This is a genomic window from Coleofasciculus sp. G2-EDA-02, from assembly GCF_040226375.1.
Taxonomy (GTDB): Bacteria; Cyanobacteriota; Cyanobacteriia; order Cyanobacteriales; family Coleofasciculaceae; genus Coleofasciculus.
The window spans coordinates 1-21,374 of record NZ_JAVKEW010000029.1 but is presented as its reverse complement, the minus strand read 5'-3'; the positions used below and the strand labels follow the sequence as shown (position 1 = coordinate 21,374).

Here is a 21,374-nt window from a genome sequence, read left to right as displayed (position 1 = left end):
ACCTCACCAGGGATATGACTAAATCCGCCCTCCCTTACCCCGTCATCTCCCCCTGTTTCCAGACGTTTCACGCCTTACGTCTCCACATTACTCCCTCTGTTCCCTGTTTCCTACTGCCTATTGCCTCACCCAGAAAACATGTGCCGGAATAGCTTGGGGATTAAGTTCTACATAGTTATGTCCGCCAAACCAGGTATAGTGGGTATCACTGAGTAGGTCATGGAGATAGTATTCCCGATAGGGATCAATGCCTAAGGATTCTAAGGGCAAATCAATGAAGCCCGCTTGCATCCATTGAGGGTCAAAACTGACCATGATTAGCATCACATCCTTGAAATCGTCGGTCTGTTTGCTGTAACAGATAATCTGGTTATTATCGGTGTGATGAAACCGCAAACTCTTATTACTTTGCAGTGCGGGGTGTTCCCGACGGGCGCGATTGATTCGGGTAATCAAGTGTTTGATGCTGTAGGGACTATCTAAATCCCATTCCCGAATCTGATATTTCTCTGAGTTTAAATACTCTTCACTACCGGGTTTGAGCGCCCGATTTTCGCACACTTCAAACGCTGGTCCATAAATCCCGTAGTTTGCCGCTAAGGTTGCCGCTAGCACCAAGCGAATAATACAGGCAGGGCGTCCCCCATGCTGAATAAATTCATGCAAAATATCGGGGGTATTGGGCCAAAAGTTAGGGCGAAAGATGTCAGAGGCAGGAGTTTGGGTGAGTTCGGTGAGATATTGGGTCATTTCCCACTTACTATTACGCCAAGTGAAATAGGTGTAGGATTGGGTAAATCCTAGCTTGGCGAGGCGATACATCACCTTAGGACGAGTAAAGGATTCTGAGAGGAAAATTAAATCGGGATGAGTTTGTCTCAAATCCGCAATCACCCATTCCCAAAAGTCAAAGGCTTTGGTATGGGGGTTATCGACTCGAAAAATCCGCACGCCTTTTTCAATCCAAAAAAGTATGACACTCCGTAGTTCTTGCCACAGGTTTTGCCAGTCTGTGGTTTCAAAGTCAATTGGGTAAATATCTTGATATTTTTTCGGCGGATTCTCGGCGTATTGAATGGTTCCATCAGGGCGGCTACGGAACCACTGGGGATGTTCTTTGACGTAGGGGTGATCTGGAGAACATTGGAAGGCGATGTCTAGGGCAATTTCCAGTCCATGTTCGGCGGCTTTGGCGACAAATTCCTCAAAGTCAGCCATGGTGCCCAATTGGGGATGAACCGCCTTGTGTCCGCCTTCAGCCGCACCAATACCCCAGGGTACGCCCACATCATCAGATTCAGCAACAGTGGTGTTATTTTTGCCTTTGCGAAATGCCTTGCCAATGGGGTGAATGGGGGGTAAGTACAGGACATCGAACCCCATGCTGGCAATATAGGGTAAGCGGGCTTGGGCGTCTTTGAATGTGCCATGTTTGCCCGGTTCCCCACAGGAACGGGGAAACATTTCGTACCAGGTGCTAAACCGAGCGCGTTCTCGGTCTACAATAATTTTGAGTTGTTTGTGGTAGGTGCTGGCAAATTTGCGATCGGGGTATTTTGCCATCAGTTGCGCCAGTTCCGGGGAAATGGCTTTATCACCTAAAATCGGTTTAGCGATATCTTGCGATCGCAGCGTCGCTACCCAGGTTTTCAACTGTGCCGCATCATCCCCACTGGCACGTTTAACCGCGTCTTCAACCAAGTTTGCCCCAATCAGTAAGTCAACCGACAGATCCTGTTCGGCTGCCAATTTTTTGACCATGTCCCGTTGCCAGGATTTAAAGTGGTCAGCCCAACCCATAATGGTATAGACATAATCGCCTATCTCTGATACCGTTAATTCTCCTTGCCAGCGATCGTTAATTGTTGGTGACAGGGGAACCTCAAACCAGGTTTGGGACTTTTGGGGACGGTACAAAATGACGCCCGATACAGCATCATGACTGTCACAGAACATATCCACTTCGACATGGACTCGTTCGCCAACCGTCCGCTTGATGGCAAAACGACCCCCGTCAATTTGGGGCCATACGCCCTCTATTTGTACTCGTCTCCGACCTTCCTCTGGCAATGGCAGCATGAATCTAATGTCCTTTAGCTTTGGCTTCTAAAACAGTCGCAGGTGCCCCTTGTGTCATACCGCTTTATCCTTCAGCCCTTACTACTGTTCCTCTGGCTCTCGCTAGGGGACTGAAGTTGGTGTAACTACCTCAATGTAAAGCGTTTCGATAAACCTGTCCGACTGCTACCTTAGTTAACTTGACGAATTAATGTCAAGATTTTTATGCGAAATGTTAATAAATAAGGGTATACTCGAAAGGCTTACGGCTTACAGCCTACAATAGGCGGTCAATCGACGCATCTGACCGAGGGAAGAGTTATTTGTTCCATAAAGGATATTGGCACAGTCACCGGGTTCATACTTGATGGTTTATGGCGATGAACTCGGTTGGTATAGCAGTAATTTTGCTCTAGTATTAACCCAGCACAAATCAAAGGAAAACCTAACAGAGGTTCACGAATGGTGAGGGTTGTGTCAAAATTCCAGCAGTGAGTCTCTCATTCAGAGTGCTATACCATGAACAAGGTTTCCCCAGATTGGGTGCAAGAGTCACCGTCTCATTCCCCCAATGCGGTCAATGATGTTGCGGGTATTCTCCAAAACTTGAGCCAAGGGTCAATGACCAAAGAATTGGCATTGGAGTTGAGTCACTCATTTGAACTGTGCCAGTTTAAGTTTGGAGAACGGCTATTCGCCTATCATCCCCCTCAACAGGAACAGGAGGATGATGAGTATTTTTACATTGTTTGTCAGGGACGGGTGAGACTCTTGGGCTTTGATCCCCAAAAACAGCGAGAGGTTTCCGCCGTTGTTCTCGCAGAAGGGGAAACCTTTGGTGCAGACAGTTTATTTTGTCACGACTCCTCACCCTATTGTGCGATCGCAGCGAGTCCAGGATTCCTGGCTCGGATTCCGGTAACCACACTCCAGCCGTGGTTTGAGCAAATCCCCCAGTTCAAAACCCAGTGTCAGCAACAGGCTCAACAGCGACAAGGCTTGATTTTTCTGAAGACGCTAACCGAACTGCGATCGCTCAATAGCCATACCATAAAGCAACTATTATCCTATCTCGTTACCACCACGATTCCCCCTGGCGAAACTCTCACCCAATTACAGGCGAATCGCTGCTGGCTACGTCAGGGTGAAATCGCCACAACTGGGGAAGCATCACCCCCACCTCCAACAATTGGCGAAAGCTGGGGATATCCGCAACCCATTCCCGCCCATTGGATTGCCCAAACCGATTTATGGGTATATAAACTGCCGAGGGAACATGTTCTGGCCGCTCAAGCCATCGCCCCAATATTACCGGGAACAGCCCCAGACTCTTTACCTGAACCCGCAAATCATCCCACCTTTTCCGATAAACCCTTAATTCCCATAGCCGTTCGGATGTCGGCACTGATGCATCAAACTCAGGCAGAACCGACACCTCAAACGGAACCCGAACCTGTCGCCTTTCCCCAACCTACACCTTGGCGCCTCTGGGGAAAGGGGTTTTGGCAACGCTATCCCCTGATATTACAACAGAGTTCTGCCGATTGTGGTGCGGCGTGTTTGTCCATGATTGGGCGGTACTGGGGTAAACAGTTTAGCCTTAATTCTCTGCGAGAGCTAGCCGGGGTGGGGCGTGCGGGGGCTTCGCTCAAGGGATTGTCCCAAGCGTCAGAACGTTTAGGATTTCGAGCGGCTCCAGTACGAGCATCTTTGAACCGGTTAAGGGATCAAAGTAACCCATGGATTGCCCACTGGCAGGGCAATCATTATATTGTGGTCTATCGATGTAAAGGCGATCGCATCCTAATTGCTGATCCAGCGGTGGGTAAGCGATTGATCCCCCGTGCCGAATTTGTCAATAACTGGACAGGATACGCCCTGCTGTTAGATCCGACACCTCAACTCGCCGCCACGCCCAACGAAAAGAACTCCCTAGGGCGCTTCTTAAAAGTCCTGTGGCCCCATCGTATCTTAATTGGGCAAATTCTGCTGGCGTCATTACTCCTGCAAATTTTTGGTCTAATTACGCCCCTATTTACCCAAATCATTCTAGATCGGGTGGTTGTCAACCGCAGTTTTACGACGCTGAATGTCTTCGCCCTGGGACTTGTCTTGTTTAACCTGTGGCGGATTGGCTTAAGTGCCACCCGACAATATTTCTTAGACTATTTTGCCAATCGCTTAGATCTAACCTTTATCAGTGGCTTTATTAACCATGCCCTGAGTTTACCCCTAAAATTCTTTGAATCGCGCCAAGTTGGGGATATTATCACCCGAGTTCAGGAAGCCCAGAAAATTCAGGCATTTCTCACCCGACGAGCGGTGATTACCTGGCTGGATGCCCTAATGGTATTTGTCTATTTAGGGTTGATGGTCTACTACAATTGGAAGCTTACCCTACTGGTACTGGCACTAATCCCGCCGATCGCGATTTTAACCGTTGTCGCTAGTCCATTATTACGTCAGCGATCGCGCGAAATCTTTCAAGAGGATGCGGGACAAAATTCCCAGATTGTGGAAATGATATCGGGAATCGACACCGTTAAAGCCACCACAGCAGAACGAGAACTCCGCTGGCGCTGGGAAGATCGACTGACGAAGATGTTAAATGTACGATTCAAAGCCCAGATTCTGGGCAATTTCCTCCAATCCACCAGTAGCTTAATTAATAGCTTAGGTAGCACCGCCTTACTCTGGTATGGTGCAACCCTGGTGATGCAGGAACAGCTTACCATTGGTCAGTTTGTCGCGTTTAACATGCTCATCGGCAATGTGATTAGTCCGATTTTAGCGTTGGTGAGTCTGTGGGATGAGTTTCAAGAAGTTCTCGTATCTGTGGAACGACTCAATGATGTCTTTTTCGCCCAACCCGAGGAACATCCCCAAAAACCGCTAATGGGTTTACCCCAGTTAAAAGGAGAGGTTTTCTTTGACAGCGTTTTCTTCCGCTATGGTGAGGAGGAAGAAAACTACACCCTGGAAAATATTTCGTTTCAGGTGGCTCCCGGACAAACCGTGGCGATTGTCGGGCGGAGTGGTTCGGGGAAGAGTACCTTAGTCAAACTCCTACAAGGACTCTATCACCCAGACCGAGGCAAAATTTGTGTCGATGGACACGATATTCGCCATGTTTCACCCCCATCTTTGCGATCGCAGCTCGGTGTTGTTCCTCAAGAGTGTTTTCTATTTTCTGGGACGATCTTAGAAAACATTACCCTCTATCACTCAGAGTATACCCTGGAGCAAGTCATCGAAGTTGCCAAACTGGCAGAAGCTCACGGGTTTATTCAATCCTTACCCTTGGGATACAACACCCCAGTCGGGGAGAGGGGTTCAACCCTATCGGGAGGACAAAAGCAAAGAATTGCGATCGCACGCGCTCTTTTGAGCGATCCTCGTATTATCATTCTTGATGAAGCAACCAGCTCCCTCGATACCGAGTCTGAGCGGCGGTTTCAGCAAAATCTAGCTCGGATTAGTCGCAACCGCACGACGTTAATCATTGCCCACCGTCTTTCCACCGTTCGACATGCTGACTGCATCCTAGTGTTAGACCGAGGCATTTTAGTTGAGCAGGGTACCCACGATCAACTGATTGCTATTCAAGGTCTTTATTATCACTTGGCACAGCAGCAGCTCGATCTTTAATCTGTTTTTCATCTTTGGCGATATTGCCAACAATTTTTAGAAGGAGAGACTGTGGTGTGCTAAATCCTACTTACGATTGATGCAAATTTTTAATCAGCGATTGACACTTGTTGTCAGTCGATTTTGGATTCCATTAAGGCAAAAGGTGATGTAAGCCTAAAACCCCTAGGAAGATGGCGATTAAATAAGAATGCAGTGTTTCTACTTTAGTTCTTGTAGGTTGAGTGGAGCGTAAACGTTCCCAACAGGCTAAAAATGGCGTTGGGTCTCGTTCCTCAACCTTTGTTTTCACTATTTAGGGTAAAGGCGTGAGTTCAGTTTCTTATTGTTCAAAGTTTGTAACTTTTTGTAACAAAAATCGCTCTTTTGCGTAAAATTAATGACCCAATCCAGAGTAATCAGTGAGGTTCCCTTAATTTTTCACAAAGGTCACTTACCCTGTTTTTGTCTAAAATCCAACGATTGACAGGGGTTTTTATGTGAATAGACGATACGATGTTCTCAAGGTAGAGTAATGAGAATCAACATCCATGATCTCAGGGTTTTTAATTCAGGGTGTTCAACGCAGCCAAGTCATTTGATCGCTGCTGTGCCCTTAAAGGATAGGTTGTTGACGCCTGATGCGACTCAACTGAAGAAACTATATGGTGGTGTAGCGGTGAGAACACCAGATAGTGTACCCCTTGCTGCATCCTCACACCAACCAGAAAATGTACAAAATTCCTCAACGGTGGCGACTTCAGCCACCGAGAGTTCTAATAACAGCAATTGGTCTACTTCACTACAAACCTTACTGGATCAGCCGCCTGCCACATTACCCCGCAAACTCGTTTTAGGTGGGGTTGTTTTTTGTCTAGCGTTTACCGCGTGGGCAAACTTTGGCACCATTGATGAAGTGGGTCATGCTCAAGGGCGGTTAGTTCCTCAAGGTGATGTGTATAAAATTCATCCCGTTGTTTCCGGGAAAGTGGACAACATCGCGGTTAAAGAAGGCGAGGTGGTGCAAGCAGGTCAGGTTTTGGTGGAGTTAGATCGGGAAATTGCCGCCAATGAAGTCCAACGCTTGCAGCAGGAGTTAGCCGCCCATAAAACCGAATGGTTGCAGACAAAGGGCTTAATTGAGCAGATCCGCCAGGAAGCGGAAAATCATGAGGCTGTTTTAGCGGCACAGATTAAAGCCCAAGAAGCCGCGATCGCCCAAGCGAAGGCGCAAGCTGAAGCCCAGCAGGTGTTGTTGGTAGAAAATCAAGGGACAATCAACACCCAAAAACAGCTACTCCAGGAACTCGAAACCGATGTCGCAGCCCATGAAACGCGATTAGCACGATTACAACCGTTGCTCGAAGACGGCGCTATTTCCCAAGAAATCGTCTTCCAACGGGAACAGGCGTTACGCGATCGCCAACACCAAATTACCCAAAGTAAAGGAGAACTTCAGCAAAGCCGATCAGAATCCCACCGACTCCAAGCCGAACAACGGCAAGCGCAAGCTGAATTAGAGCGACTTAAAGCGGAACTGGCGCAAAAGCAAGCCGAGGGAAACCGGGTGTTACTCGAGTCGCAGCAAAAAATTCAGCAACTGCAAGTCCAAGTAACTCAGTTCCAAGCCAAAATTAACGAGACGCAAAATCGCCTGACTACAGCTAAGGCGCAGTTACAACAATTATCTCTGAAGTCTCCTGTTGATGGCAGCATCTCATCCCTAAATCTGCCCAATCCGGGCGAAGTCGTGCAACCGGGACAAACCATTGCAGAAGTCGCTCCCCAGGATACACCCCTCGTGCTGTCGGCGATTTTACCCAATCGAGAGGCGGGCTTTGTCAAGACGGGAATGCCTGTACAAGTTAAATTGGATGCCTTTCCCTATCAGGATTACGGAGTTATTTCCGGCAAAGTCACTTCAATTTCCCCTGATAGTAAACCCGATGAACGCCTGGGTGCGGTTTATCAGGTGGAAATCGCCCTAGAGCAGAAGTCAGTTCGTGACAATCAGACCACGATTCCCTTGAAAGCGGGTCAAACGGCGAGTGCAGATATCGTCTTGCGTCGCCGCCGGATTGTGGACATCCTATTTGATCCGATTAAACAACTGCAAAAAGGTGGCATGCAATTTTGACACTCCTCAGCCTAAAGGCGTGAGTAGCGCTTCTTTCATAGAGCGCTCTTATTATGAAACAGTTGCCTATTCCATACCAGAGGAGCATCTCTCCAGAAGCGTTTTGCTCCATTGCAGAAGCTAGTTCCGATATGCCCTACCGTACTATTGAAAACAAGAAAAAATGTGTTTTCTGGTACTTGGTGCTTAGACTTTTTACCTGTACAAGCATTCCTGTACAGAACCCTCCCAGCCTAGTTTTCAAGGTGCGATGCCTCTCGGCTCTGGGTGTTTATAGAGGTTTAATACCCTGTCCTCTAGGCGAATTTTAACACAAAGTCGTCCTAGAAGAACGAGGCTTTAGACCCAATTTTTCGGTAAAGCTTCCTTAAACCCTTCAGACTACCCAACGATACATAGATAGATAGTAAGAGGACTAATTATGGTTTACAACGTCTCTGATGGCAATACTGGAGTCGCCACAACCCTTGACGCTGAGAAAGTGAGTGAAATTACCGAAGCCATACTAGACGGGAAGTATTCATGGGCGTGTTTTTTGCTCTTGCGCGATTTAGGCTACGAACCCTCAGAATACATTGCGTATCGGACGTATTACCGCCTGATCAAAGAACACCGTGAATCCCTGCAAGACGAAGAACCCGAAGCCAGTACCGTTATAGAGCGCGATCGCCAATTCACTCATTCTCCTGCTTATGATTCCAGCTCAAGGCAGAATTTAACCAAAATCAAGGATCTTGCCTATTTAGAGCGAGTGCGTGAGCAGCCTGTGCGGGTAAGAGGGGGTGAAGCGAACCAGGGATTTTCATCGCTCTCACCTCGCTTTGCGGATTTTGTGTCGAAGATTTCCCAGGTTTTCCGGTGATATTCTGCTGTATTCGCCTAAATTTAATGGATTAGCACCGTAGGGGCGCACCGACGTGCGCCCTTTTCTGTTTGTAGTCGGCGCGGGTATCGTCTACAGCAGATTGCGGGGATTAGAGCAATCGCCAAAACCCTGTAGAGACGTTGCATGCAACGTCTCTACGACAAACTTCATCATTCCTTCACAAAACACGATTCCTTCTTCATCAAAGCTTTATATAACCGTGCCATTTTGGCAAGACGGTCAATAAGTATAAGTATTAAATTAGTCTTACAACCAAAGAAAAGAGATAAAAATTTGGTTGTAGACCCACAAAAAAATTGCAACTTGAAGGAAGAAATACGATGATTATTTCTAACTTAGAACATCTGGAAATCGTTAGCGAAGATAACAGTATTGAAGGCGGTTCTGCTAATGCTTCTGCTAATGGTTCGGTATCAGCTAATGCATATGGTCGATCTTACTCCAGCACCTACGCCTCCCAGCGCGTTAGCACGAGCACCAATAGCGACTACGGCTACTACGGCTACCCCTATTACTACGGCTACTACAACTCCTCCTCTTCTTATGTTTCCGGTAACGCCAGCTCCTATTCCTACTAACGCCAGAAACATTTGATGTTTTAAGTTCTGCACGATTAATTAGCAACACTCAAGGAGTAACGTGATGATTATTTCTAACTTAGACCATCTGGAAAACCTTCGCGAAGATAATAGGATTGAAGGTGGATCGGCGAATGCTTCTGCTAATGGTTCGGTATCAGCTAATGCATATGGTCGGTCTTACTCCAGCACCTACGCCTCCCAGTACGTAAACACGAGTACCAATAGCGGCTACCCCTATTACTACGGCTACCCCTATTACTACGGCTACTACAACTCCTCCTCTTCTTATGTTTCCGGTAACGCCAGCTCCTATTCCTACTAACGCCAGAAACATTTGATGTTTGACTATCCCAAAAAAAGGCAATTATCTTCTGCTCAATAAGAAGAATACCTTTGTGAAAGGTTAGTCACGAGACGTTGCTCAGGGCTAAGTACACGACGCTTTCAGTTATAAAATAGTTAGTCTTAAATGAGAAAAGAGTAAGCAATCTCACATAAAAATGGCTTACTCAATCGGGTACTTAGCCCTTAAACAGTCAAAATTTTGTTTTGGATTTCTGTAACATTAATTATCAAAGCTCAAGGAGCAATCTCATGATGATTATTTCTGACTTAGAACATTTACAAATCGTTGCTGAATCGAGAGAAGTTGAAGGTGGAAATTTTGCCAGTGCTAGAGCTTTTGCTGATTCTTTAGCCCGTGGTTATTCCTACCCCTACTACTACTACTACTACTACGGAGACGGGGCTTCCGCCTCGACATTGACCGAAACCAACACCTACACGGATGAAAGCACCGCCGCCGCTTCTTCTGTTTCCAGCTCATCAGCATCAACCTATTACTACTATTGGTAAGGTTGTCAAAATTCACTCGTGTATTTATCCCCTATTTCTTGTGAAAACAAAAGGAGTAATGTGATGATTATTTCTGACTTAGAACATCTGCAAGTCGTTTCTGAATCGAGAGAAGTTGAAGGTGGAAATTTTGCCAGTGCTAGAGCTTTTGCTGATTCTTTAGCCCGTGGTTATTCCTACCCCTACTACTACTACTACTACGGGAACGGTGCTTCCGCTTCGACATTGACCGAAACCAACACCTATACCGATGAAGGTACTGCCGCCGCTTCTTCCTTTTCCAGCTCATCAGCATCAACATCAAGCTATTACTACTATTAGTAAACAGCGTCGGCGTCACCAAGAAGGTTGAGACTCATCTTTTATTAGAGGGTAGTCGCCATCAATGAATAAGGGCTAAGTTTACTAATCTATGGGTTAGAGATAAGTGATCTAGACATGAACTGAGTATCGTGACTTTGGCTTTTATATAGCTAACAATGTCTGGCACTTAGCCCTTATTCAATCAAAAGTTTAGAAGACTATTGCTAAGCATTTGTTCACTGATTTATTTGTCGGTAAATTATCATGATTATCTCGGATTTAGAACACTTAGAACTTGTCGCTAAAGAAACCCCAGTTGTCAATGGCGGTGTTTGGTTTACCCAGGCTTGGGGCGATGCTTTTGCCTTTGCCACTGGAGAAGACAGTGTAACATTCACCGAACTTGGAGTATTTACATTGTCAGTCTCTTTTTCGTCTTGATCAACCAAATAATTGAGTTTTGCTTGATACGTTGAAGATTATATAAACTCCCAAGTCAAGCTGTATCCATAATTTTTCTGGGAGTTTACTCTCTTCACGTCATAGCACAAGGAGTAAGAAAATGACCCACTTAACGATTAACGATCTCAGCTTCTGTGACTGTTTATCAACAGAAAACCGCGAAGTAAAAGGTGGACTTTATGTTCCTAAAGTTTCATCGTCTCTTGATGTTGGTGTTGATGTAGCAACTCAGGTTGGTGCCGGCGTTAGTGTTTCTGTCAGAGGACTTAACTTTTCCTATAGTGGAGGATACACAGCCGCCAACGCTTACGGTTTCGCTGTCGCTCGTTCCTTCTCCCTAGGAGGTTATACGGATGCTTATGCTTATGTCCAAACGGGTGCTTTATAAACAGGACTTAGGCAGCTACACTATCTATAGCCGTAATGGTGCGTTACGCAGGCGCTTTCACACCCTACAAATAGGGGATGTGCGTAAGTCCTAATAAAGTTGCCAGATACCTCTAGCAGTTTATCGTTGTCGATGAGACAGCTAGGCAGACAACACTATAGTACACCTCAAAAACTGCTATCTATTCAGTGAATCAGCTATTGATTCGAGGACATGGTAATTTTTCCCCTCTAATCAGTAGCTGCTTCAGCATTTTTGTTTCCTCGAATGGCATCTCCAGTTGCCAAGGAGTTGTGATGATCCGAATTTATCACTATACCTTATCGCTTAGCTTAGCTGGAAGTATACTTTTAGCAACTATGGCACTCTTGATGACTTCCCCATGCCAAGCTAAACCTATACCTCAAAACATGTTTCAAATCCCAGGTAATTTACCCCAAAACGTTTTCATTCCTGGTAATCCCATGATGCAATCCCCTGCGACTACTGGTGGTAGTTCTAGTAGTAGTTCTAGCCACTCCAGCTCATCGTCATCTTCCCATGGTTCCGGTAGCCATAGTAGCAGTAGTGCTTCGGCTCACTCCTCTACGGGAACACCCAGTACAAGCAGCGCCACCGCAAGTTCCCCCACAGCTACATCCAGCAGCAGTAGCGCCACCGCAACCGCCTCTACCACAACTCCCAATACAACCACTGCAACAGCCACAGCGCCAGCCACACCACCTGTAACCAATGCAGTTGTCACTCCTTCCGCTACCCCAGTGATAACCTCCCCAAGGGTGACAACTCGAGTTACGGCTCCCACTGTACCGACGACACCCTCTGTGAGGCAAATCATCTCACCGGTGTTGAAACCTACGACAACATTGCCATCCGTTTCCACGTTTATTGGGGCTTTTTCTAAACCATCACCTGGGGAAAGTAGCAGCACTAGCCAAAGTCACAGTAGTAGTCATTCTCAAGAGAGTGCTGATAATACCGAATCGGTTACCTATCGAGTTGTCGGCGTACCCAGTCGAGTTTTCCCCGGTTTAGGTTTGCGGTGGGTTCCGGTTAATTCTAGTATCGACTAAACCTAAGAGTTTGTAGTTGGTGATGCGAATGATTATGGCACTAAAGTGCTAACTACGAACGAAGATTCTGAACGTCCAGCCTGAGATACAGATGCACGAGAGTTCGACAGTTCCTGTCAATTTAGATGAAATTATTAGCCTCTTGAAACGAAACCTACAAATCAAGGAGATAGTCTATAAAATTTTATCTCAAAACGTGATTAATCAGACGGCTCAAGAACGGGGTATAGTCGTCACGGCACAAGAAGTTCAAGCAGAAGCCGATCGCCAGCGTCATGAAATGCGTCTGGAGAAGGCGTCAGATACTTTGGCTTGGCTAGCTGAGCAGATGATTTCCCCGGATGATTGGGAAGCGGGAATTTGCGATCGCCTGCTGACGGAAAAATTGGCTGAATCTCTCTTTGCCAAAGAAGTGGAGAAGTTTTTTGCTCAGAATAGGATTCAGTTTGACCAAGTTTTACTCTATCAAATCATTGTTCCCACTGAGTCAGTCGCCCAAGAACTCTTCTATGAAATTGAAGAAGGAGAAATTAGCTTTTATCAAGTCGCTCATCTCTATGATAGTGATGAGAAACGCCGACAGCAGTGTGGTTGTGAAGGAACCCTTTACCGTTGGCAATTAAAACCAGAGATAGCCGCCGCCGTTTTCAATACGCCCCCAAAAGAAGTGATTAGTCCAATCCAAACGACTCTGGGTTATCATATCCTCATGGTAGAAGCCTTTATTCCTGCCGAATTAACCCCTCAGCGCTATCAAGAAATCCGCGATCGCCTGTTTCAAGAGTGGCTAACGAGTGAAATTAATTATCGGCTACATAACCAAACCTAAAGAAAACAGATAGTAGGGGCTTGGTTACCAAGCCCCTAACCAAGCCCCTACTATTATCATTTCTTACCTCACCCAGATGTTACTAAACCCGCCCTTTCTGTTTAAATCCATATCCCAGGAACAGCAACCCCAATACAAGTAACCCCAGTAGACTAGAGGATTCAGGTACAGCTTGAACTTGGGCTTGATTGGTTTTGGCTTCAATTAAAATTAACTTCGTTAAGCTATCAAACGTCTTTGAATACGAGCCATTGATCACGGCTTCAGCCAGTTCCTCTTGTCCCACAAAATCAGTGTCTAAAGACGTGTCACTGGAATTCAATGTAAAATTCTCAGAAAACTGATAATCTAAATCATCAGACTCTCCTAGAGTATCCAAAATCCCAGATAGCAGGAATGAATCTAACAGCACCCAATTCGCTGGATTAGTACTGTCGTACAATGCCAAAGAAATCATTCCCTCAGCCGTGGCATATTCTCCTGGCAGATTATCAATTGAGGTTTCCAGGTTTAAAAACCCCATAAAATCGAATTCAAATGTATCCCCTGCCTTGATGATAAAATCATAACCAATAATGGCGGCAAAACTTTTTGCTAAGCCAACGTAGCGTCTGCCATCACCTTGAGTTTGACTCCACGAGTAATTATTGGCTTGTGTCGTGCCAAACGGAGCGGCTGTAAAAACGGCTTCGGCTTTGGCGTCTGCTGTCACACTTCCATTGGTTGCGATCGCAGTTACTTGAGTATCAGTAAGTGTAGAAATGTCGGTAGGGGCGTGGCTAAAATTGTCAAGATTGACTTTTGCCTCAGACGAGGCGAAAGTAGCGGCGATAGCTGGCGAAGTAGTAAGGGCTAAACCTGTTACTAAAGGTGTAACGAATGTAAATAAACCTTGACCTAGTAGATGTTTTTGGATCATAAATGCCTCCCTGATTAGTAATAAATTGACAAAGAATTAAACGATTTAATACTCCTTCAAAATAGAGCATTATACCCAGTTTGCACTAAAAACATCGCCTTATTCATAGCAATTTTTAAACAAATTTGCTTAAGGACACAAGTAGACTAAACGAAAGAAGTATATCGATTTATTTGCCTCTTGTTTATTGATTGTATTCTATTTTAGAATAAAATGTTCAATAAACCATAAAGCTACTGTAAAAATTTTATATTGAGTTTAAAGGTTGTGTAAAGAGTTATCATAACATAGTATCACCTCAAGCATGAGTCATTAATCATTGCCGTCACCGATGAAAGACGGCGGTTATGATATTTCTGACTACTGTGCGATCGCGCTATTTTTTCAACAGACAATCCTATCTGTGAAAACCCCCGCTACATCGAGGTGGAGAGCGATTGTACCCCTGTACAGTGGCTAAAAAATCGCGCAAAGCTGCACATTATCCCTCTCCTGGCGGATGCTTCATTCCAACGAATGCGATACCGCTTCGCCATTGACGCCAAAGTCAACACTCCGGCGGCAAAATTCACCGCCAATGGTAAAGCTCATAGCTTAAAAAGAGATAGTCAATCATTTTTAGCCGTTTTCCTGTTAGTTAATTTCCCATTTTCGGCATCATCAGTATTTTTACTTATTGACAAATAGGACTTCATTTATTCTTTTTAATCTACATTTAATAAGTTTTTCATATTTATATTTAAGAAATTATAAATTTATCAAATACTACAAAGAACAAGAAACGTAAAGCGTTACACTAACAAACGTGCATTAAATTTTGTAATGAGGGCAACCTCCCTTACCTGCCGACAATTGTTTCTGGTCAGAGATAATTTCCTTTAGCCAAACTTTTTGGTCTAAATGGGCAGATTGATTATCAGTGAATTCATCATTAACACACTCATGATTGATGAAAAATTTCGAGCAGTAATAAGGATGGATATTACCACCAAACCGCTGAACCCCGATCAGCAAATTAATCACGGGTGTAACTTAAAATTGAAGCCTGCTGACCAAACAGACTATTGGTTGGCAACAACAGCGCCAGTGAGGTGTAAGATAGGCTTCAAGCCAAGTTTGTCTACGTAAGACCCTTTGCAAAAATCAGTTTGTTCACCGTTTTGCCAACGGTCTATGAAGAACATTATTTAACCGAAAACCTGCTGATTGAAGACTAGATAAGCTTGTCAGGATTATCTGCCAAGCCAGTCAAGTGATTGATTATTTATTCTCATCACTTGGCGTCAACGCTTTCGGGTTAGCTATTTAGGAGTTAGTTTTCTGTCCTTTTTTCCAACGTCAATCCCATTGGAAAAACATAAATCAGGATAAACCCTGATGACTACCTTGGTTGAACGGAATCCAATCAGCCAGGAATCCTGGTTTTTGGGTCAAGTTGAGAGAAGAGATAACTAGAATGCCGCTCTCATTAAGTGGTTGTAGTCAGCCATGCGATCGCACCTAGCATTCAAAGGCTGACGAGGAACCTATTTTAAGTCACTGCGATTAGGCTTCTCTAGTATTACTTGCCAAATTTTGCCACAGTGTTTCCCCCGGAATCGGGTTAATTTTCGCTGCCAATAATTTCAGAAATGGACAACACCCTGTCACATTAAACGTGACTGAATCACTAAGTACAGGAAAAACCAAAGGACCATGACTCTGCAAACAACCCTTCCTCAAACCGAACTGACGGAAACCCTTCAGGACGATTTAATCGACTCATTCTCAACTAGAGAAACCCAAAATATTGGGGTACAACATGGAGCCAAGTATCGCACCTCGGAATGGTACACTGGGTCTGGAGAAATCGTTCCGGGGAATGATAATCGCTCCTTTGAAGTCACTGCAACTTTTACCCTAAAAGCGCAAGTCAGGTTAATTGAGGGCGTCTTCGACCCATCTAACCCAACCTTGGCTGAAATCTATAATAGTCGAGGTCGCTGTGTTGCCATTATCGACCAAACGGTAGATAGTTTGTACGGGGAATCGGTGCGTAAGTATTTTGACACCCACGAAATTCCCCTCCAGATGAATGTCTGTCGCGCCTGGGAAGCCGATAAAACCCCAGAAACGGTGCATCGCCTGCTGGAATTTCTCGGAAAAGACGGCTGTGATGTTTCCCGCAATGAACCCGTATTAGTGATTGGTGGGGGGGTTCTCAGTGATGTGGCGGGATTAGCCTGTGCCTTACAACATCGCCGCACGCCTTATATTATGGTGGGTACGACTGTAGTCGCGGCAATTGATGCAGGTCCTAGTCCCCGTACCTGTACCAATGGCAAACAATTTAAGAATAGTATTGGGGCTTATCATCCGCCCGTGCTAACCTTGGTAGACCGCACCTTTTTCCGCACCCTCGCCACGGGTCATATCCGGAATGGCATGGCGGAAATTATTAAAATGGCGGTGACGGATGATCCGGTTCTGTTTGAACTGCTCGAAGACTATGGTTCGCGCTTAGTTGAAACTCACTTCGCTACCTTAGGAAACGATGAGGAGTTAGCCAAAATTGCTGATGAGGTGATTTATCGGGCATTGTTCTCTTATATGAAACATGAGGGAACCAATATGTTCGAGACGTATCAGGATCGTCCTCATGCTTATGGTCACACCTGGAGTCCCCGTTATGAACCCGCTGCTAAGTTGATGCATGGTCATGCGGTAGCGGTAGGAATGGCGTTCGGCGCTAGTTTAGCGACGAAATTAGGCTGGCTGCAATCCACAGAACGCGATCGCATTATCGCACTGATTCGCTCTCTGGGGTTGAGTGTCTATCATCCTATCCTCGAAGACATTGATCTGATGATTGCGGGTCAGAAAAATATGCGCTGTAAGCGGGGAGATGGGGGTCTGTGGGCACCTCTACCCTGTGGTATCGGTGCTTGTGATTATGCACAAGAGGTACCCCCGGATTTACTGGAAGCGGCGGTATGGGAGCATAAAGCCGTCTGTGCAACCTTACCTGATGCTGGTGCTGGCGTAGAAATGTATCTCAATGATTTGGGTTTGGAATAATTCTATCCCCTCAACCTATGTAGAGACGTTGCATGGAACGTCTCTACAGATTGCCACATTATTTAGGAAACAAATCATGCAAACTATAACAAAAGACGCGACAAAGCGAGCGGTTACTCCCCTAGGGATTCTGGTGGAACACCTTGAACAAACCCTGGAATTAGTAGACGCAGCACAACATCCGCAACTGGCGCGTTCTCTGCAAAAAGCCTATCAACTCGCGGCTAGACTCGAACCCTACCTGAATCAAAATACCACTCCAGATTCTCCAGCCTTAACCGCCTTGGTTGAGAAAACATGCACCGAAGACTGGAGTAAACTATTCTCCGATGGCGAGACAGTGCGCCAGTTAGAACAGGAGATGTTATCCGGACATATTGAGGGACAAACCCTAAAGATGTTTGTCAAGATGACTGGGGCGAAACGTGTCCTCGAAGTGGGTATGTTTACTGGCTATTCCGCCTTAGCCATGGCTGAGGCGTTACCCGATGATGGATCACTGATTGCTTGTGAGGTGGATGAATATGTGGCTAGTTTTGCCCAAACCTGTTTCCAAGCTTCACCTCATGGTGGCAAAATTACCGTAAAAGTTGCCCCAGCCTTGGAGACGCTGCGTCAATTAGTGGCAGCGGGAGAGTCGTTTGACTTGGTATTTATTGATGCGGATAAGAAGGAGTATGTGGAGTATTATCAGATGCTCCTGGATACCCAGTTATTAGCGCCAAATGGGTTAATTTGTGTGGATAATACCTTACTTCAAGGACAGGTTTATTTAGCACCCGCAGAACGGACAGCAAATGGAGACGCGATCGCCCAGTTTAATCAGGTGGTTACGGATGATCCTAGGGTTGAACAGGTTGTATTACCGTTGCGCGACGGTTTGACCTTAATCCGGCGGGTGTAGAGAGGTATCATGGCGCATCTTGAATTATGTGGCGCGTCTTGAATTATGTGTAGGGGCGGGTTTCACAACTATTTTTTCTTACTTCACCAAAATGTAACTCGCGCCCGCCCCGACTCAACCCTCAATTTACCGATTAAATAGGGGTTTGGAGACCAAACCCCTACTCTTGACAAATGACAAATGACAACATCACGTATTCTCGCTGTACTGCAAAACCTGGGGACATTAACTTTACTCGCGATCGCGTTTCCATTCAATTTAACCGTTGTCGTCGTGGCGCTGTTGTGGGATAGTCTCACCCGCCCCTTCCAGAAACCTAAGATTGCTAACCCCAATCCGAAAACTATTATGCTCACCGGGGGGAAAATGACCAAAGCGCTGCAACTGGCGCGGTCTTTCTCCGCCGATGGACATCGGGTTATTTTAGTGGAAACTCATAAGTATTGGTTAGTGGGACATCGATTTTCCCGGGCGGTTGATCGCTTTTATACGGTTCCTGCGCCCAACAAAGATCCCGATGGCTACATTCAAGCCTTACTCGCGATCGCGAAACAAGAAAATGTGGATGTTTATGTTCCCGTCTGTAGTCCCGTCGCCAGTTATTATGACTCTCTAGCCAAGCCTGTGTTATCGGGTTGTTGTGAAGTCTTTCACTTTGATCCAGATGTTACCCAACTTCTGGATGATAAGTTTGCTTTTGCCCAAAAAGCACGAGAATTTGGGTTATCTGTACCGAAATCCTTTAAAATTACTCACCCGCAACAGGTGATTGATTTTGACTTTTCTCAGGAAACCCGAAAGTATATCCTGAAAAGCATTCCCTACGACTCTGTGCGGCGTTTAAACTTAACGAAACTTCCCTGTGAAACTCCAGCAGAAACTGCCGCATTTGTCAATAGTTTACCCATCAGTGAAGAGAAACCTTGGATTATGCAGGAGTTTATTCAGGGAACGGAATACTGTACTCATAGTACAGTGCGGAATGGGCAATTACGACTGCACTGCTGCTGTGAATCTTCGGCGTTTCAAGTGAACTATGAAAACGTGGATCAGCCGGATATTTTGCAGTGGGTGAGTCAGTTTGTCCAGGGATTGAATCTAGCGGGACAAGCCTCCTTTGATTTTATCAAGGCAGAGGATGAGACGGTTTACGCGATCGAGTGTAATCCTCGCACTCATTCTGCTATTACCATGTTTTATAACCATCCAGGAGTAGCGGAAGCGTATTTGAGTGACACGCCGTTACCTGAACCTTTGCAGCCATTGCCGGAAAGTAAACCAACCTATTGGTTATATCACGAAGTTTGGCGGTTGAATGAGATTCGCTCGTTTGGGGATATAAAGCGCTGGTTTAAGACAGTTTTTGGCGGCAAAGATGCCATTTTTCAGGTGGATGACCCCCTCCCCTTTTTGATGGTACACTACTGGCAAATTCCTTTATTATTGCTGGATAATCTGCGCCGGATGCAGGGCTGGATCAGGATTGATTTTAATATTGGTAAGTTGGTGGAATTGGGGGGAGATTAATCCTGTAGAGACGTTGCATGGAACGTCTCTACAGGGGGACGGGTTTAGTTACAGCGGGGTGAGAATCGTCAAACCCACCCTGACAAAACCAACCACCAATCACTAATCAAAATGATTGCAACAACATTTATTTTATTTCTTTTGTTATTTACCGGAGTCGGTATTTACTCGGCAACTCAACAGAAAAATACGACAACCGATTACCTCCTTGCCAGCCGAAATGTGAATCCCTGGCTAGTCGCCCTTTCCGCTATGGCGACGGGTCAAAGTGGGTTACTATTTATTGGTCAGGTTGGCTTTGCTTATACGATTGGACTATCGGCGATTTGGCTAACCATTGGCTGGGCAATTGGAGATTATATTGCTTGGTGGTTTGTGTTTAAACGATTAAGACTGGTTTCTGAAGAAATTTCTGCCGATACAGTGTCTTCTTTCCTGGGTCAAGAAACGAAAGGAATTCGCTGGATTACCACAATTTCGGCTTTAATTACCATCGCGTTTCTGGGTTCTTATGCGGCGGCGCAACTGGTTGCTGGAGGTAAGGCGCTTCATGCGGTGTTTAATTGGAATTATTCCCTCGGTGTGATTGTTGGTGCTATTGTCGTGGTGATTTACTGTTTTTCGGGGGGAATTCGGGCTTCAATTTGGACAGATGCGGTGCAAGCCACAATTATGATTGGTTCCCTGGTACTGTTGGTGGTGGTGGCGATTGCAAATTGTGGCGGATTGGCTGGATTCTGGACACAGCTTGCCGCAATTGACCCAGAATTGGTGAGTTTAAGTCCACAGGATCTAGAGTGGGGATTTTTGCCCTTTTTAATTGGCTGGGTTGTAGCCGGATTTGGTGTCGTGGGACAACCTCATATTTTAGTTCGGGCGATGGCGATTGATTCGGCGAATAATATGGGTTTTGCCCGGGATATTAAAGTGATTTGTGCATTATTCACCTCGTTTTCAGCCATGGGTGTGGGGATGGCGGCGCGTGTTCTTTTGCCAGATTTGTTAACCGATGGTGATCCAGAATTGGCACTACCTTATTTAGCCCTGGAATTATTGCCGGCTATTTTAGTGGGACTGATGCTAGCTGGACTATTTGCGGCTACAATATCGACAGCAGATTCGCAAATTTTGTCCTGTTCAGCCGCATTAACTCAAGACCTGTTTCCGGGATTGGCACATTCGTATAAGTATGCCAAGTTAGGGACATTAACGGTGACATTAATTATCTTGAGTATTGCTTTAGCCGGAGATGATAATGTCTTTGCCTTGATTACATTCTCCTGGTCAGTTTTAGCTTCAGGTTTAGGACCTCTATTAATCTTGCGGGTTTGGCAAAAATCGGTGATCACGCCAGTCGCGATCGCGATGATGTTAGGGGGGATTTCGGCGGCGTTGTTCTGGAAGCTGGGACTGAATTTATCGGGTATAGTTTACGAAGTGCTTCCGGGTATGGCGGCGGGGGGGCTCATCTACTTAGTATCTCAAGTTTTTCTCACCAATAAAACCACTTAAAAATGTCTGATTTTCACGCCATCTGCAAAAATAAATGCCAGACTTTTTTAGAAAAGGTGGGAGTGAAAAGCCTTCTCTCTCTTGCCCCCCTTTATACCGCCCTTTATACCCCCCTTTATACCGCCCTTTATACCGCCCTTTATACCGCCCTTTATACCGCCCTTTATACCGCCCTTTATACCGCCCTTTATACCGCCCTTTATACCGCCCTTTATACCGCCCTTTATACCGCCCTTTATACCGCCCTTTATACCCC

Annotated in this window: 22 protein-coding genes; 19 read left to right on the top strand and 3 right to left on the bottom strand. The window is 45.7% G+C overall.

Annotated elements, in window-relative coordinates; all coding sequences use genetic code 11:
- Positions 1 to 117 precede the first annotated feature (117 nt).
- Positions 118 to 2,079 (bottom strand): alpha-1,4-glucan--maltose-1-phosphate maltosyltransferase, encoded by a 1,962-nt coding sequence (locus RLO19_RS03210; protein WP_446353783.1) that lies wholly within the window; start codon positions 2,077 to 2,079, stop codon positions 118 to 120.
- A 498-nt stretch (positions 2,080 to 2,577) separates the two neighbouring features.
- Here RLO19_RS03210 and RLO19_RS03205 point away from each other — a divergent pair, with 498 nt between their 5' ends.
- The 10 genes from RLO19_RS03205 (at position 2,578) to RLO19_RS03160 (ending at position 11,297) form a co-directional block, all read left to right on the top strand.
- Positions 2,578 to 5,706 (top strand): ABC transporter transmembrane domain-containing protein, encoded by a 3,129-nt coding sequence (locus RLO19_RS03205; RefSeq protein ID WP_446353781.1) that lies wholly within the window; start codon positions 2,578 to 2,580, stop codon positions 5,704 to 5,706.
- A gap of 589 nt (positions 5,707 to 6,295) precedes the next feature.
- Complete coding sequence (locus RLO19_RS03200; RefSeq protein WP_446353779.1) at positions 6,296 to 7,822, top strand: HlyD family efflux transporter periplasmic adaptor subunit; 1,527 nt, start codon at positions 6,296 to 6,298, stop codon at positions 7,820 to 7,822.
- 421 nt (positions 7,823 to 8,243) lie between these two features.
- Positions 8,244 to 8,684: a HetP family heterocyst commitment protein gene (locus tag RLO19_RS03195; RefSeq protein ID WP_446353778.1), complete on the top strand. Its 441-nt coding sequence runs from the start codon at positions 8,244 to 8,246 to the stop codon at positions 8,682 to 8,684.
- Positions 8,685 to 8,831: 147 nt separating this feature from the next.
- Entirely contained in the window at positions 8,832 to 9,032 is a 201-nt protein-coding gene (locus RLO19_RS03190) for a hypothetical protein (protein ID WP_446353776.1), read from the top strand.
- Entirely contained in the window at positions 9,029 to 9,286 is a 258-nt protein-coding gene (locus RLO19_RS03185; protein WP_446353774.1) for a hypothetical protein, read from the top strand. The genes RLO19_RS03190 and RLO19_RS03185 overlap by 4 nt, the downstream gene beginning before the upstream one ends.
- A 64-nt stretch (positions 9,287 to 9,350) precedes the next feature.
- The gene (locus RLO19_RS03180; RefSeq protein ID WP_446353772.1) at positions 9,351 to 9,611 is read left to right on the top strand and encodes a hypothetical protein; all 261 of its coding nucleotides are present in this window, start codon (positions 9,351 to 9,353) and stop codon (positions 9,609 to 9,611) included.
- A gap of 272 nt (positions 9,612 to 9,883) precedes the next feature.
- Positions 9,884 to 10,144 carry a hypothetical protein gene (locus tag RLO19_RS03175; protein ID WP_446353771.1) on the top strand — a complete coding sequence of 87 codons (261 nt, stop codon included), beginning with the start codon at positions 9,884 to 9,886 and terminating at the stop codon, positions 10,142 to 10,144.
- Positions 10,145 to 10,207: 63 nt separating this feature from the next.
- Positions 10,208 to 10,465, top strand: a complete 258-nt coding sequence (locus tag RLO19_RS03170) for a hypothetical protein (protein ID WP_446353769.1) — start codon at positions 10,208 to 10,210, stop codon at positions 10,463 to 10,465.
- A gap of 246 nt (positions 10,466 to 10,711) precedes the next feature.
- Positions 10,712 to 10,888 (top strand): hypothetical protein, encoded by a 177-nt coding sequence (locus RLO19_RS03165; RefSeq protein WP_446353767.1) that lies wholly within the window; start codon positions 10,712 to 10,714, stop codon positions 10,886 to 10,888.
- 121 nt (positions 10,889 to 11,009) lie between these two features.
- Positions 11,010 to 11,297, top strand: a complete 288-nt coding sequence (locus RLO19_RS03160; RefSeq protein ID WP_446353765.1) for a hypothetical protein — start codon at positions 11,010 to 11,012, stop codon at positions 11,295 to 11,297.
- A 577-nt stretch (positions 11,298 to 11,874) separates the two neighbouring features.
- Here RLO19_RS03160 and RLO19_RS03155 read toward each other — a convergent pair.
- Positions 11,875 to 12,135: a hypothetical protein gene (locus RLO19_RS03155; RefSeq protein ID WP_446353763.1), complete on the bottom strand. Its 261-nt coding sequence runs from the start codon at positions 12,133 to 12,135 to the stop codon at positions 11,875 to 11,877.
- Between the two features lie 7 nt (positions 12,136 to 12,142).
- Here RLO19_RS03155 and RLO19_RS03150 point away from each other — a divergent pair, with 7 nt between their 5' ends.
- A complete protein-coding gene (locus RLO19_RS03150) occupies positions 12,143 to 12,370 on the top strand; it encodes a hypothetical protein (RefSeq protein ID WP_446353761.1) in 228 nt (75 codons plus the stop codon).
- A gap of 91 nt (positions 12,371 to 12,461) precedes the next feature.
- Entirely contained in the window at positions 12,462 to 13,199 is a 738-nt protein-coding gene (locus RLO19_RS03145) for a peptidylprolyl isomerase (protein ID WP_446353759.1), read from the top strand.
- An 82-nt stretch (positions 13,200 to 13,281) separates the two neighbouring features.
- Here RLO19_RS03145 and RLO19_RS03140 read toward each other — a convergent pair whose 3' ends face one another.
- Positions 13,282 to 14,118: a PEP-CTERM sorting domain-containing protein gene (locus tag RLO19_RS03140; protein WP_446353758.1), complete on the bottom strand. Its 837-nt coding sequence runs from the start codon at positions 14,116 to 14,118 to the stop codon at positions 13,282 to 13,284.
- A 331-nt stretch (positions 14,119 to 14,449) separates the two neighbouring features.
- On the opposite strand from RLO19_RS03140, the gene RLO19_RS03135 reads away from it, so the two are divergent.
- From RLO19_RS03135 to RLO19_RS03105, 7 genes are all read left to right on the top strand, one after another.
- The gene (locus RLO19_RS03135) at positions 14,450 to 14,578 is read left to right on the top strand and encodes a hypothetical protein (protein WP_446353756.1); all 129 of its coding nucleotides are present in this window, start codon (positions 14,450 to 14,452) and stop codon (positions 14,576 to 14,578) included.
- A gap of 56 nt (positions 14,579 to 14,634) precedes the next feature.
- Positions 14,635 to 14,805 (top strand): hypothetical protein, encoded by a 171-nt coding sequence (locus tag RLO19_RS03130; RefSeq protein ID WP_446353755.1) that lies wholly within the window; start codon positions 14,635 to 14,637, stop codon positions 14,803 to 14,805.
- 1,008 nt (positions 14,806 to 15,813) lie between these two features.
- Entirely contained in the window at positions 15,814 to 17,175 is a 1,362-nt protein-coding gene (locus RLO19_RS03125; RefSeq protein ID WP_446353753.1) for a sedoheptulose 7-phosphate cyclase, read from the top strand.
- A gap of 76 nt (positions 17,176 to 17,251) precedes the next feature.
- Entirely contained in the window at positions 17,252 to 18,079 is an 828-nt protein-coding gene (locus tag RLO19_RS03120; protein ID WP_446353751.1) for an O-methyltransferase, read from the top strand.
- Positions 18,080 to 18,259: 180 nt separating this feature from the next.
- Positions 18,260 to 19,606, top strand: a complete 1,347-nt coding sequence (locus tag RLO19_RS03115) for an ATP-grasp domain-containing protein (protein ID WP_446353749.1) — start codon at positions 18,260 to 18,262, stop codon at positions 19,604 to 19,606.
- 111 nt (positions 19,607 to 19,717) lie between these two features.
- On the top strand, positions 19,718 to 21,118 hold the full coding sequence (locus tag RLO19_RS03110; protein WP_446353747.1) for a sodium/proline symporter: 1,401 nt from the start codon (positions 19,718 to 19,720) through the stop codon (positions 21,116 to 21,118).
- Positions 21,119 to 21,120: 2 nt separating this feature from the next.
- On the top strand, positions 21,121 to 21,374 hold a 254-nt coding region (locus tag RLO19_RS03105; protein WP_446353745.1), incomplete at its 3' end, for a hypothetical protein.

Coding starts and splice junctions, on each gene's coding strand:
- RLO19_RS03210 (WP_446353783.1), bottom strand. CDS start 2,079: ATGCTGCCATTGCCAGAGGAAGGTCGGAGACGAGTACAAATAGAGGGC.
- RLO19_RS03205 (WP_446353781.1), top strand. CDS start 2,578: ATGAACAAGGTTTCCCCAGATTGGGTGCAAGAGTCACCGTCTCATTCC.
- RLO19_RS03195 (WP_446353778.1), top strand. CDS start 8,244: ATGGTTTACAACGTCTCTGATGGCAATACTGGAGTCGCCACAACCCTT.
- RLO19_RS03190 (WP_446353776.1), top strand. CDS start 8,832: ATGCAACGTCTCTACGACAAACTTCATCATTCCTTCACAAAACACGAT.
- RLO19_RS03185 (WP_446353774.1), top strand. CDS start 9,029: ATGATTATTTCTAACTTAGAACATCTGGAAATCGTTAGCGAAGATAAC.
- RLO19_RS03180 (WP_446353772.1), top strand. CDS start 9,351: ATGATTATTTCTAACTTAGACCATCTGGAAAACCTTCGCGAAGATAAT.
- RLO19_RS03175 (WP_446353771.1), top strand. CDS start 9,884: ATGATGATTATTTCTGACTTAGAACATTTACAAATCGTTGCTGAATCG.
- RLO19_RS03170 (WP_446353769.1), top strand. CDS start 10,208: ATGATTATTTCTGACTTAGAACATCTGCAAGTCGTTTCTGAATCGAGA.
- RLO19_RS03165 (WP_446353767.1), top strand. CDS start 10,712: ATGATTATCTCGGATTTAGAACACTTAGAACTTGTCGCTAAAGAAACC.
- RLO19_RS03160 (WP_446353765.1), top strand. CDS start 11,010: ATGACCCACTTAACGATTAACGATCTCAGCTTCTGTGACTGTTTATCA.
- RLO19_RS03155 (WP_446353763.1), bottom strand. CDS start 12,135: ATGATTTGCCTCACAGAGGGTGTCGTCGGTACAGTGGGAGCCGTAACT.
- RLO19_RS03145 (WP_446353759.1), top strand. CDS start 12,462: ATGCACGAGAGTTCGACAGTTCCTGTCAATTTAGATGAAATTATTAGC.
- RLO19_RS03140 (WP_446353758.1), bottom strand. CDS start 14,118: ATGATCCAAAAACATCTACTAGGTCAAGGTTTATTTACATTCGTTACA.
- RLO19_RS03135 (WP_446353756.1), top strand. CDS start 14,450: ATGAAAGACGGCGGTTATGATATTTCTGACTACTGTGCGATCGCGCTA.
- RLO19_RS03130 (WP_446353755.1), top strand. CDS start 14,635: ATGCGATACCGCTTCGCCATTGACGCCAAAGTCAACACTCCGGCGGCA.
- RLO19_RS03125 (WP_446353753.1), top strand. CDS start 15,814: ATGACTCTGCAAACAACCCTTCCTCAAACCGAACTGACGGAAACCCTT.
- RLO19_RS03120 (WP_446353751.1), top strand. CDS start 17,252: ATGCAAACTATAACAAAAGACGCGACAAAGCGAGCGGTTACTCCCCTA.
- RLO19_RS03115 (WP_446353749.1), top strand. CDS start 18,260: ATGACAACATCACGTATTCTCGCTGTACTGCAAAACCTGGGGACATTA.
- RLO19_RS03110 (WP_446353747.1), top strand. CDS start 19,718: ATGATTGCAACAACATTTATTTTATTTCTTTTGTTATTTACCGGAGTC.